10 protein-coding genes, 1 tRNA gene and 1 pseudogene are annotated in these 12,371 nt (G+C 64.7%); 4 read left to right on the forward strand and 8 right to left on the reverse strand.

Annotated features, from left to right (window positions below):
- Nucleotides 1–18: 18 nt before the first annotated feature.
- Together GGQ93_RS16030 and GGQ93_RS16355 are read left to right on the forward strand one after the other, a co-directional pair.
- Nucleotides 19–95: transfer RNA gene (locus tag GGQ93_RS16030), tRNA-Met, on the forward strand.
- Nucleotides 96–192: 97 nt separating this feature from the next.
- On the forward strand, nt 193–390 hold the full coding sequence (locus tag GGQ93_RS16355; protein ID WP_224764375.1) for a hypothetical protein: 198 nt from the start codon (nt 193–195) through the stop codon (nt 388–390).
- Between the two features lie 285 nt (nt 391–675).
- On the opposite strand, the pseudogene GGQ93_RS16505 reads toward GGQ93_RS16355, so the two are convergent.
- The 8 genes and pseudogenes from GGQ93_RS16505 to GGQ93_RS16070 form a co-directional block, all read right to left on the reverse strand.
- Nucleotides 676–1,722 (reverse strand): annotated as a pseudogene (locus tag GGQ93_RS16505) (recombinase family protein); the annotation flags it as partial.
- Nucleotides 1,723–2,555: 833 nt separating this feature from the next.
- Nucleotides 2,556–3,959, reverse strand: a complete 1,404-nt coding sequence (locus GGQ93_RS16040) for a restriction endonuclease subunit S domain-containing protein (RefSeq protein WP_183218374.1) — start codon at nt 3,957–3,959, stop codon at nt 2,556–2,558.
- Nucleotides 3,956–5,899 (reverse strand): type I restriction-modification system subunit M, encoded by a 1,944-nt coding sequence (locus GGQ93_RS16045; protein ID WP_221233755.1) that lies wholly within the window; start codon nt 5,897–5,899, stop codon nt 3,956–3,958. Before GGQ93_RS16045 ends, GGQ93_RS16040 begins: the two co-directional genes overlap by 4 nt.
- A 333-nt stretch (nt 5,900–6,232) precedes the next feature.
- Entirely contained in the window at nt 6,233–6,823 is a 591-nt protein-coding gene (locus tag GGQ93_RS16050; RefSeq protein ID WP_183218376.1) for a PIN domain-containing protein, read from the reverse strand.
- Nucleotides 6,824–6,826: 3 nt separating this feature from the next.
- Nucleotides 6,827–7,288 carry an excisionase family DNA-binding protein gene (locus tag GGQ93_RS16055; RefSeq protein ID WP_183218379.1) on the reverse strand — a complete coding sequence of 154 codons (462 nt, stop codon included), beginning with the start codon at nt 7,286–7,288 and terminating at the stop codon, nt 6,827–6,829.
- 75 nt (nt 7,289–7,363) lie between these two features.
- Nucleotides 7,364–8,404 carry a HEPN domain-containing protein gene (locus GGQ93_RS16060; RefSeq protein WP_224764374.1) on the reverse strand — a complete coding sequence of 347 codons (1,041 nt, stop codon included), beginning with the start codon at nt 8,402–8,404 and terminating at the stop codon, nt 7,364–7,366.
- Nucleotides 8,398–8,670 carry a conjugal transfer protein TraD gene (locus tag GGQ93_RS16065; protein WP_183218381.1) on the reverse strand — a complete coding sequence of 91 codons (273 nt, stop codon included), beginning with the start codon at nt 8,668–8,670 and terminating at the stop codon, nt 8,398–8,400. Before GGQ93_RS16065 ends, GGQ93_RS16060 begins: the two co-directional genes overlap by 7 nt.
- A gap of 4 nt (nt 8,671–8,674) precedes the next feature.
- A complete protein-coding gene (locus tag GGQ93_RS16070) occupies nt 8,675–8,983 on the reverse strand; it encodes a conjugal transfer protein TraD (RefSeq protein ID WP_183218383.1) in 309 nt (102 codons plus the stop codon).
- A 382-nt stretch (nt 8,984–9,365) separates the two neighbouring features.
- Here GGQ93_RS16070 and traA point away from each other — a divergent pair, with 382 nt between their 5' ends.
- Both traA and GGQ93_RS16080 read left to right on the forward strand, forming a co-directional pair.
- Nucleotides 9,366–11,567, forward strand: coding sequence for a Ti-type conjugative transfer relaxase TraA (traA, locus tag GGQ93_RS16075; RefSeq protein ID WP_183218385.1), 2,202 nt, complete (start codon nt 9,366–9,368; stop codon nt 11,565–11,567).
- Nucleotides 11,564–12,292 (forward strand): hypothetical protein, encoded by a 729-nt coding sequence (locus GGQ93_RS16080; RefSeq protein WP_183218387.1) that lies wholly within the window; start codon nt 11,564–11,566, stop codon nt 12,290–12,292. Before traA ends, GGQ93_RS16080 begins: the two co-directional genes overlap by 4 nt.
- Nucleotides 12,293–12,371: the final 79 nt, after the last annotated feature.

The following is a 12,371-nucleotide window of genomic DNA, read 5'->3' on the forward strand; positions in this document are numbered from 1 at the left end:
TCCACAAACCACCCCTGCCGCGGGATGGAGCAGCCCGGTAGCTCGTCAGGCTCATAACCTGAAGGTCGCAGGTTCAAATCCTGCTCCCGCACCCACTGACACCGACACCCCCGAAGCTCCGGCTTCGGGGGTGTTGCTGTATCTGGCCCCCAACCAGTCCAGGATGGCTCCGAACTCGCCGTGGAGCGCCGCATGGACCTCGCCACGCCGGTCGCCGGGCATCAGCACCACCCGCTCGATCAGGGCCCTCAGCGCGTCAGAGGCTTCATCGCGATCGGCGGGATCATTGAGCGCCTCGGCCAGGCGGCTGACCTTGCGGCGATAGAGATCGGCGATGTTGGGATGGACGTCGGGGGTGTCCTCCGGCGCCTCGGCCATCCGGGCCTTTAGGGCCGCCTTGCGGTCCTCCAGCTCGTAGAGGCGCTCCATCAGGGCCGAGGTGCGCCGGCCGTCCTCAATGGCGTCGAGGATCCCCGAGATGGCCCGATCGATCTTCCGCAATTCATTCTGCCCGGCGGCGCTCGCCGCCCGGCGTTCGTGGTTCAGGCGATTGGTCTCGTCGACGTAGGCGCGGATGGCTTCTGCGAGGAGGTCCGGCGCCATCAGTCGATCCTTCAGCCCGGCGAGGACGCGGTCTTCCAGTGCGGTGCGGCTGATGGTGTGGCCGTTGGTGCAGGAGCGGGTGTCGATATGTTGGGAGCAAGCGAAGCGGCCCTGGCCGCGCAGCGTGTAGGGCCCGCCGCAGACGCCGCAGTGGACCAGCCCCGAGAGCAGCGACTTCGGCCGGTGCGTGCGGTTCAGGCTGTTGGACTTCTGCACCGCCTCTATGACGCCGGCGTACTCGACCGCGATCTGGCCTTGACGGGCCTTCACCGACCGCCACAGCTCCGGAGGCACGATGGCGAGTTCCGGCACCTCCCTGGTGATCCAGGCCTCTGGAGGATTGAGGCGGGCGACGCGTCGGCCGGTCGTGGGGTTCTTCACGTAGCGCTGCCGGTTCCAGATCAGCCGACCGATATAGAGCTCGTTGTTGATCAGGCCTGTGCCGCGCTTCTGGTGGCCGCGAATGGTGGTCGCGCTCCAGAGCCGGCCGCACGGTCCGGGCACGCCTTCGGCGTTGAGCCGCAGGGCGATGGCCTGGGGACTGACGCCGTTGGCGAAGTCGCGGAACACGCGACGCACGACTTCAGCCTCGGCCGTATTGATGGTGCGTTCGCCCCGAACCGGCTCGCCCTCGCTGCTGAGGCGCTTGACGACATCGTAGCCGTAGCAGAGGCCTCCGCCGGATCGGCCCTGTTCGACCCGTCCGCGCAGGCCGCGTCGGGTCTTGTTGGCGAGATCCTTCAGGAAGAGGGCGTTCATCGTGCCCTTCAGGCCGACGTGGAGTTCGGACACCTCGCCCTCGGCGAGGGTAACGATGCGCACGCCGACGAACTGCAGGTGCTTGTACAGCGTGGCGACATCGGCCTGGTCGCGCGAGATGCGGTCCAGCGCTTCGGCCATGACGACGTCGAACTGGCCGCCCTGGGCGTCCTGGAGCAGCGACTGGATGCCGGGGCGCAGGATGACGCTGGAGCCGGAGATTGCGGCGTCGCGGTAGGCGCCGACGACTCGCAGGCTGTCGCGGGCGGCCTGCTCGCGGCAGATGCGCAACTGATCGTCGATCGAGGCGGCGTTCTGCTGGTCGCTGGAATAGCGGGCGTAGAGGGCGACGCGGGTCATGCGGCGGCTCCTGCGTGCGGTGCGGGAATGGAGAACCGCAGGCTAGGGCCGGGGCTGTTCCGGCGGCAAGGGGGCGTCAACGGGTTGTGATGGCGCCGCCTGCCAGGCCTCTCGGGCGAGCTGGCGGCCGAGGAGGCGGGCGACGCGGCGGAGATCAGCGGCGGGCGGCGGGGAGCGCCGGGGTGGGCGGAGGAGGGAGGCCATCAGAGCGCTCCGGCGGCGACGCCGAAGAAGGTGGCGACGTGCAAGCGTATGGGGCGTCGTCGGCAGAAGCCGCCCCGCAAGGACGCGGTAGCGAAACTGCGGGAGCTGTGTGCCGCCACAAAACTGGTCACCGCCAGCCAATGGAACTGGACACCTGTGGCCGCACTGAACACTCCATGCCCTATAAGTCGCTCAACCCAAAGCCACGCAGCCATCAACCAGGCGTAGTGGCCTTGGCTTGAACGACGCACATTGCTTCCCCGCCCTCGTTCAGAAAGTCGCGCACCAGATCGCTCTAATCGACCTGACGTTTGCCGGCTGCTCTTCAGGGGGCAGAACCTTCGTGACAACTGAATTTTGATCGCCCGGCCGAGCGGATCGCAACCATCACGGCCGTAGCCCGAACGCTGGCCGTCCATCCGTAATTCGCGCGCTTGGGCGAGCGTCAAAGGGATTCTCGATTCGAGGACGATCTGGTCGCTCTGGTGTGATGGTGTGATGGTGTGGACGACCTCCGCCTACCGGCTTCTGGCTGTGTCGTCGTCAGGGACGTCACGACCCGCAGACGGAATTCGAGGGCACGACGACAATGGTCAGCCTGCGAAGCGTTCGGCCGCCGGCTCTGCGCTTCAAACCAAATTGACCGGGTCGCGGCTGAAGGCCCCTTCCAGAAGCGCCTTGCCCATGTCTTCTGCGGCCGTCGCGGCCGCGAACAGGTCCCAGGCCCGAACGGCCGCATCGCCCAGCGCCATCGCTTCTGGGGTGTCCGCATAGGGTACGATGACGGAGGAGACGTCCGCCTCGCTCAGGGCGTCGACGACGGACCCAGTAGCCAGCGCCTTCAGTTGCGCCTGAACCGGCGTGGAAGCGCACGCCAGATAGACGAGGCCCGGATGCACGCCGGGCCGGGGTTTGACCCGGTGAACATGGCCGCTGGCGGCCCAACCGTTTCTGTCATCCGCGACCATGACGCAGTCGGCGAGGTTTTCCTCGGCGCGGCCATCGGCCGTGAGCAAGGTCATGCCGCGTTCAAGCAGGAAGGAATTCGCCGTCTTGAAGCTGCTGATGTTCATCAGCTTCATGGCGATCGTCTGATATTGCGCGATCTGCCGACCGTTCATCATCGGCACGCCGAAAGCGGCGTCCGTCACATAGTTGGTCTTGTAACGGCCCGCCGGTTTGGCGACCTCGGCGAGACTGTCGAGGCGACGGCCGCCGCCCGCGACAATGTTTGCCTTGAGACTTTGGTACTGGGGCGCCAAGGGTTCCACATCGATGCGATCGACTAGGCTTGACCGGTTGATCGCGAATCGCCGTGCAAAGCGTTTAGCGCGGAAATGGGCGTCTCGGCTGAGGCTGAACTGGCTGTCGTACGCGGCGCGTGTTTTCGCCAACAGCTGGCGCGCCTTCTCGCGTTTGCGGAAGCCTATCCGGTAGAGCTTCGCCGCGGCGTCCATGGTTTCTTGGGCGAGAATCGGGATGCGGATCGCCGCCACCTGCTTCTCATTGGTGTGGTCGATCACCGAGCCGTTCATATCGGTGCGAACGGCGGCCTGGCCGTGCTTGGACGACAGAAAAGCGACGACATAGAAGAAGGCGTTGGTCAGCCCGCCCGCATCGATCCTGACCATGTCGTGCGACATGCAGAAGTTTTCGCAGAACTTATCTGCCACCGAGATCGGGCCGAGGTTTCGACCGGAACAGACGAGGTAGGCGGTCCCACGTTTTATGGCGAGTTTGTTATACTGGGCGTTTTGGCTCTCGCTGAGCACTTTGTCCGACCAGGGTACGTATCGGAATAAGTCGTAGGGGACGAGCAGCGGTTTCCCCAGAGTCGGATCTTCGGCGTAAACGCGTGAGAAGATGTTTCCCGACCAGATTTTCCCCTCGGGCAGGAAGTCGGCGACTGTCCGCAGAGTGAACCGGCCGCCGTAAATCTCCTGCAGAACCGGGTTGATGCGCGAGATGAAGTATTTGGAATCGAAGCGCAGGGTGCCCGAGACTTCGCTCAGCGTAATGGAAGCTTCTCTCACGTGGCTGGCCCTTGCGCACCCCGTCCGCGCGCCGGCGTCATCTGTTGCGTCAACCACGCGTGATAGGCCGCCGCGATGTCGTCGAGATCGTCGTCAACGACGGCCTCGCTGGTATGGACCTCAACCTCCTCGAACGTTCCGTCCGGCCCCGGGACTCGATGACGTCGCGAGGTGTGTTCCAAGAGCAGGCTACCGTCCGGTGCCCTCTTGTTGAGGGTGTTACCGCGTTTATCGTGACCGATCTTGTCGGCGATCGCCATATAGATAGGGTAGTCGCCGTGGCTAGCTGCGGTCTCGCCTTCGGACCACTTCCGCAACAGTACCATGCTTGTCTGGGTGTCGTTGCGGGGTTGGAACAGATCCCGGTGCATGTCGACAACGGCGAGCAGCTGTGCCTGCCTGAGGATCGACTGCCGGAAATATGCCAGGCCCGGATTGTTCAACAGGCCGTTGGGTAGGACGATTGCCATGCGGCCGCCGGGCTTGAGGAACTGTAGGCAGCGCTCCACGAACAGCACCTCGGGCGACTGGCTGGACTGAAGGACGGGTTCACCTTTGCGGTCCAGTCGCCGCTGGAATCCGCTCTCCGTCTTTTCCCAAGCACCGCCGACCTCGTACTGTGCCAGAATGCGGGGGTCATCAATCGTAATCTCGGTCCCAAATGGCGGGTTGGCGAAGATGATGTCGACGCTGCCCAGCAAGGACGGGGGCGGGCCTTCGGCCGGCCAGCGGTGGGGATGCTCCAACGAGTTGCACTGGAAGAGTTTTCCAGAGCCGTCGTTATTCATGACCATATTCATCTTAGCCGCGCGGACGAGACTCGGATTCAGGTCGAGACCATAGATATTGTTCGATAAATAGTTGTGGCGCTCTCTGTACCACTCCGCCTGCTGCTCGGGCGATGGGCGCAGGCTGCTCCATCGATTTTTGTGTTTGCGGTCGATGTTCGACAGGACATGGTTCATCGCCGTGACCAAAAACCCGCCAGTACCGCACGACGGATCAAGAATCACCTCATTGGCCTGAGGGTTGATCATCTGAACCGCCATCCGACAGGCGTTCCGCGGCGTGAAGAACTCGCCTCGGTCCCCGCGTAGATTGCTGCCGACCACTTCTTCATAAGCGATGCCTTTGACATCTACGGGCGAGTCCAGCAGTGAGTATTGCTGCATCTCGCTGACGACGTAGGCTAGGGTTGCGCCGCTCATCTCGAGCTGTTCGTTCGGCTTGAAAATCGTCGGGTACTTCGCGAGCACGAGGTCCCGAAATACGCGATCGAGCCGCGCCTTGACGCGGCCCTGAAGGTCCATCGACGACCGCTCGCTCTGGGTAACGTAGAACTCAAGCTTCTCGTTGTCCGAGCGCTCATCCTCGATCTTGCAGAAGATCAGTTTCAGCAGCTCCCAGAAGGCGTCCGGCTTCTGCAGCCCCACGCTTCCTGCGATATAATTGTGGCAGCGCTTGAAGGTGAACAGCAGGTTCTGGCCGGTCGCGGCTCGAAGGTACTCCCGCGTCGGCGCATCCGCTTTCTTGGCACCCTGCGTGGGAATGTCGATGGCGTCGAGAAAGACGTGCTGGCCCGCGTCGACTGACTTGAACAGGCAGTCTCGATCAATCCCATTGGTCCACATGCCATACTGGCAATTGACCGAGGATGCCATGTAGCTCTTCAGCTGGCCGACGCCGTCGTTCCGATCGTCCCGCTTGGTGCCTTCTCTCTTCGTCTCAATGATAAGTTGAATGTTGTCTTGTGTATGGCTTGCGCCGACTGCGAAGATGGCGAGGTCCACGCGCTTTTTCCCGGACCCGACCTTGATCGGGAATTCAACCTCAACTTGTTCGCGATGATAGCCGTATTCGAGGATCAGGCTCTGTTCGACGTTCTGCCTGACGTATTCCTCCGGTGTATCGTTCATCAAACGCCCGGTGATGAAGTCCACGACTTTCCCACTCGGGATTGCGCGGAGCCCAGCGGTGGCGACCGCGACGTTAATCGATACAGGTTCAGTCATGAGCGCTTCGGTCTCGGCGTTGCAATGCGATGGAGTAGCGGCTGCCCTGACGCCCTTCAAGGCGTTCTCCGGATATGAGATTCGCTTTGCGAGCGAGCACCGCTACAAGGGATAGGCGGTCCGCCAGGATTTGGTGGCGGCCGTCGGCCTTGAAGGCCTCGCGCGGACGGGTCTTTGCCAGCGGGACGGCCCTTGGATCGAGAATGTCGTGTGTTCCGGCGACGAGGGCGAGTTCGCTGTTGGCGCCCTTGCGACGTCCCATCAAAGAGACAGAACGTGACCTCTCAGGCCATCGACCGTTGCCGTCAGTCCAGCGGCTTCCATGTCGAGGAGGAGCTGTTCAGCCGTCCTGTCGGGTCGTTTGAAACGCTCGCGCATCCTGCGGATGGCCGCGACCGCACGGCCAGGATCGAGAGCGATGGTGTCCGCCAGGAAGTCGTCGGCGCTTCGCACTTCAAGGTTTAGCGGTCTCACGAATGGGTCAGGAAAGTCGCGGAGATTGTCGGTGACGATGATGGCGGCGCGGGTTTTCAGGGCCGCAGCCAGTACATGGGCGTCATTTGAGTCGGGCAGACCCTGACAGGCACCAAGCATGCCCTCGAAGTCCGTCACGGTGGCGTCCTCGAACGCTCGCTCCATCGCCTGACGTGAACGACGGGCGCGATCAGCAGCGTCTTCGGCGCCTCTGTCCGCCAGAGTACGGCGGATAGCTGTTTCCGTCTCGTCGAGGATGGGCGTGGACCAGCGGAGGCGGAAGAACTCAGCTTCCGCCAGGCTAAGCAGGAGGTTCCGCTTCAGGGCCCCGGCGAGGACGCAGGCATCCACAAGAGCCGTGAAGCGGTTCGCGAACATCGCCTAGAGCTGGTCCGCGTCCAGTTCCGCCAGTTCCGCCAGCGCATCCGCACGCCGGTCATCGCGGGCGCGCTTATAGGCGAACAGATGCTCGGCCTTGATGCGGCGGTGGCGGCCCACCAGCGTGTGCTCGATCTCTCCCTTCTCCAGCACGGAGATCAGGAAAGGGCGGGAGACGTTCAGGATGTCCGCAGCCTGCTGGGTGGTCAGCATCTGGCTCACCGGTACGAGGGTGACGGCGTCGCCTTTGCCGACGTGGCGCAGCAGTTCCATCAGCAGGCGCGACAGCGCTGGCGCCAGGAAGATCTCTGAAGTTTTGTTCTGATCGTCGATGACGCGGAGTTTCTGTTCCGCTTCACCGGCTGCCTGGGCCGCCAGGATCTGGCGCAGTTGATTGGCCGCCGCCCTCTCGCTGGCGGACGGCAGCCGGCCGCCGAGTTCCTCGGCGAAGGCTGGCATGGTCATGGGGGGCTCCTCGGTCGGATGTCCTCATAGCCGGTAATCGCAATAAACGCAATAATCGAAACGATCCACCGGCGCTCAGGTTGCGGCGTCGGCGGCGTCAGCGGAACTTTCGTTGGCCTCGTCACGCAGAGCCGCGAGCCTGTCGAGGCGCTCCCGACAGATCGCCTGCACGACATCCCGGAGCACCTCGAGGCGCCCCATCATCCAAGAGAGCTCTTCAGCCGTAACCCGGTAGTGTTCGGAGTACCGCGCCTTCACATAGGCGGCGCGGAGCAGCTCGAAGCACCGCTTCTCGAACTTCGTCGCGGTCGGCCAGACCTCTGCAAGCCTGGGGTCGATCGGTTCAGCGGCGTTCCGCAGCCGGACCAGGTTGTGAGATTTCGGCGTGTACAACGTCGCGACCAAGAGCACAGCGTTGTAGAAATGCTCAGCGGCTTGGTGGAGATCGAACGCCGCGACCTTCGGCGCTTCATCGTCTACGGCGTGTTGGGCCTGTCGGAGAAACTGCTGCCCGCCGACGAAGTGCTCTTGGAAGAACTTCTGCGCTTCCTTCAGCGCAGCATCGCTCGGCAGCGGCTGCGGATCGACGAAGGGATGATCCGGCTCCTCGAACAGCACCACGCCTTCGCGCACGATGTCGGCGAAGAAGTACCGACCCTGGGTAAGCTGGTCGTTTACGTCATCAAGCGAATGGATGATCAGGTCGGCGGGCGTGCGCAGATGGGCGCCCGAGGCGAGGTCGGCCCGCAGGCGCTTCTCGGCGCCTTCCCAGAACTCCAGCACGTCGGTCAGCTTCTCGTCACTGACCACGACCAGTAGATCGAAGTCGGAGAAGTAGCGGCCCACCGGATCTTCGACCCAGTCGCCCCGGGCATACGATCCGTAGAGGATGATCTTGAGGATTTGACCGTCCTTCACGCCCTCGGCGCGACGGTTGGCGATAGCCTTGCCGAACTCGTCCTGGATAACGTGGACGACGTGCTCCAGCTCGCGGCGCTTGCCGATCGGCAGATGATCCAGACTTGTCTTCATGCGCCGAGTCTTGCCCTTACCGCCGCGCTTCGCAAGGCGCTGCTCTTCGCGGCCGGCCCGGTGGTATTCGCGACGGATCACCATGGGGCGTCAGCATCGCCGCTGGAGGACTCCATGTCACCCCGGAAGGCGCGTCGACCCTTCCGTTGCAGGATCGGAAGCGAAGCGGTGCGGCGCTGGGACTGCAGCAGTTCCGCCAGCATTAGGAGGCCGCCCAACAGGGTGTTCCGGTCGTCGCGGGTCAGTTCGACCAGCCCGGCCTTCTTCACCAGGCCGCCCAGTTCGATCAGCTGGCGAGTGCGGGCGCGCCGGACGTCCTGGTTAGCCTGATGCGCCACGCGCCGCTGCATGGCTTCAATGCGCCTGCTCAGGGCCGGGAACCTCGCCAGCTTTCTGCTGGTCGTGAGGATGGCCTTGCGCAATCTTGCGTGGTCGCTCGCCGCGAAAGACGGCCTCGCCGGACCGGCGCCATTGGGCGAGGATTTGAGCGTTTGTCTCGGTCGCTGCGGCGGTGAGCGCGCCTACCAGAGTGTCAGCCCCCAGGGCGTCGGCGCCGCTGGCGATCACCAGTTCGCCCAGTTGGACGACCCGGCGGACCTTCAGCGCCGCCGTGCGCTCAGCGAGGGCGGCGAGTTCAGCGTCCAAATCCCGGGGCTTTCGCATGATGGCGGCTCTCTCGTCGTACGAAGAGCCGCCATCATGCTCCGTTCCTGCCTCGCGCGCGCATCCGTAAGTTTGCGGTGGCGGAGAGGGTGACGTCAGCCGGTGGCGGACGGGCGCGCCGCTTCGGGCTAGGTTCATGACCGGCCGACTTGCCGATCCGGCCCGCCGCTCCAGTGGGCTCGCCCATCTGCTCGGCTCACTGCACCGCGGCCGGCAGCGTCGCACGTCGCTTCACGCCTGGGGAACCGGTCGCGACGGTTTCCGTCGCGGCTTCCACCTCCGTAGGCCTGCGGGACGCCAGCCTCCGTCACGACGGACATGCTGTCCGGAGTGCGCGCTTATACGTCGTTCCGACGTGCGCTTTGCTTGGGGCGCGGCGGTCGTGGCCATCTACCACCTTTCGGCGAAGGTGATCTCCCGCTCGACAGGGCGCAGCGCCGTGGCGGCGGCGGCCTACCGCTCGGCCTCCCGGCTGTACGACGACCGCACCGCCCAGGCCTTCGACTACACCCGCAAGACCGGGGTGCTGCACTCGGAGATCCTGCTGCCTGAGGACGCGCCGGAGCGTTGGTCGGACCGCGCCGTTCTGTGGAACGCGGTGGAGCAGGGCGAGAAGCGCAGGGACGCCCAGCTGGCCCGCGAGATCGAGTTCGCCCTGCCGCGCGAGATGAAGCCGGACGACGCCATCGATCTGGCCCGCGCCTTCGTCGAGCGTGAGTTCGTCCGGCGCGGCATGGTCGCCGATCTGAACATCCACTGCGACGTCGGCGAGGACGGTCTGCCCAGGCCCCACGCCCACGTTATGCTGGCGCTGCGGGAGGCGGGTCCGGACGGCTTCGGCGCCAAGGCGCGCGACTGGAACAGCACGGAACTGCTGGAGCACTGGCGCGAGGCGTGGGCGGAGCATGTGAACGCCCGCTTCGCCGAGCTCGACCAGGACATCCGCATCGATCACCGCAGCCTGAGGCATCAGGGTCTCGACCTCGAACCCCAGTTCAAGATCGGCCCGGCCGCCGCGCGGATGGAGGCGCGCGGCCGGGCCTCGGAACGGGTCGACCAGCACCGGGAGATCGCCCGCCGTAACGGCGAACGGCTGCTGCGCGATCCGGCCGCGGCGCTGGCGGCCCTGACCCATACGCAGGCGACCTTCAGCCGCCACGATCTGGCGCGCTTCGTCTTCCGCCACACCGACGGCAGGGACCAGTTCGACCGCCTGCACGCGCGGCTGCTGGCCTCGCCCGAACTGATACGGCTGGAGCCGGACGAGCGCGGGCGTGAACGCTTCACTAGCCGCGATCTCGTCCGCGCCGAAGAGGCGATGCTCCGCGCCTCGGACCGGCTGGCCGATCGACCGCACCACGGGCTCACCGCCCGGTCGGCGGACGCCGTCGCCGCCGAACAGAGACGCACCAGCCGTTTCCTCACAGAGGAGCAGCAGCACGCGGTCGCGCATGTGCTGTTCGCTGGCCGGCTGGCGGCGGTGGTCGGCTACGCCGGCACGGGCAAGAGCGCCATGCTGGGCGCGGCCCGGACGGCGTGGGAGGCCGAAGGCTTCCGCGTGATCGGCGCGGCGCTGAGCGGCATCGCCGCCGAAAACCTGGAGAAGGGCTCGGGCATCGCCTCGCGCACCCTGGCCAGTCTGGAGCATGCCTGGGGGCGGGGGAGGGACGCCCTCAACGCGGGCGACGTGCTGGTGATTGACGAGGCCGGCATGGTCGGCACGCGACAGATGCGCCGCCTGCTCCAGGCGGCGCAGCATGGCGGCGCGAAGGTGGTGCTGGTCGGGGATCCGGAGCAGCTCCAGGCCATCGAGGCCGGCGCGCCGTTCCGCCGACTCGTCGAGCGCCACGGCGCCGTCGAGATCACCGCCGTCCGACGCCAGCGGGAGGCGTGGCAGCGGGAGGCCACGAAGGAACTGGCGACCGGCCGCACGGCCGCAGCCATCGAGCGCTACGAGGCCGCCGGCGCGGTTCAGGCGCACTACACGAAACAGGAGGCGCGGCAGGCGCTGGTGGAGGACTGGATGGCCGACCGGCAGCGCGATCCTTCCGCTTCCCGGATGCTGCTGGCCTACACCCGGGCTGACGTGGCGGAGCTCAACCGGCTGGCGCGCGAGGCGCTGCGGACCGCAGGCCAGCTTGGGCCGGATCAGACCGTGGAGACCAGCGCCGGCGCCCGCGCCTTCGCTGGCGGAGACCGGATCATGTTCCTGCGCAACGAGCGCTCGCTCGGGGTGAAGAACGGGACCTTGGGCACGCTGACGGCGCTCGGCCGGTCATGGCTGGAGGTGCGGCTCGACGATGCCAGAACCCTGCGGTTCGACCGCAGGGACTACGCGGACCTGACGCATGGCTACGCCGCGACCATCCACAAGATGCAGGGCGCGACCGTCGACCGTACCTGGGTTCTGGCCAGCGGCCACATGGATCGACACGCGGCCTATGTGGCGATGAGCCGGCACAGGGACGCAACGGTTTTGCGGTATGGCCGCGACGAGTTTGCGGGCGGAGAGGAACTGGTGCGGGCGCTCGGAAGTGTGAAGAGCGAGCGGCAAGCCTCGCATCGCTTGGGGCGAACCCGATGAGTGGCGCGCGGCGATCAATTCAAGGTTTGCAATGGCCGTACCAAGTTCAGGCGCAACCGCGCACACGAGCAGCAGGGCGCGACCCTTTCGCTACGGTGACGGATAGCTGGTGGCGGCGATCAGCAGTTGTCTTTCCTTCAGCGCCGGGTGTCGTTAAATCCGAGGCTAGTAAGCTCAGCGGTGAAGAAATTGACGAGCGTCATCATCGAGGTTGTAGACGGATGCTGAGGCGGCTGAATCCAGGCGAATTTGTTCAAGGGACGATATTCACATGCGGGCTGTCGGATTCATATCCGGCGGTTGCAGCTTTGGGGCTGCTTATCACAGCCCGATGCGACACCGCCCAGGACAAGACCGATGTGTACAACTACGTACCTGTGATCCCGGTTGAGGCTTGGATCGAAAGGGACGGATTCGAGCTCGTAGCAAAGCGCGCTCTAGCGAACGAACTTGGAAAGATGAAGAGTGCTCTGACCGATGCGGGAATGGCTCACTCAATCATCGAGTTCGTGGAGCATGAAGCCATCCTAGCGGAACTGAACGTGGGCACCTCTAGGCAGGACAAAGCAGTCGCCAAACGATTTGAGCAGGCGAGCCGTGGTATGCGCGCAATCAATAAACTCCTCGGGAGTGCAGATAGAACGCGCGAAGACGTCCTCGAATTTCTCGATGTCAATGAGGGCCTGTACAAGTCGGTTATCAAGGATCTTGACGTGACCCCCTGAAACTCCTCCAGGAATAGCTAGAGTCCGCCCCTCGAAAGGACGGACAGAATGAAGCGATCACGGTTCACGGAAGAGCAAA

Origin of the sequence: Brevundimonas aurantiaca, assembly GCF_014199955.1 — a bacterium.
In the GTDB taxonomy this organism is placed as follows: domain Bacteria; phylum Pseudomonadota; class Alphaproteobacteria; order Caulobacterales; family Caulobacteraceae; genus Brevundimonas; species Brevundimonas aurantiaca.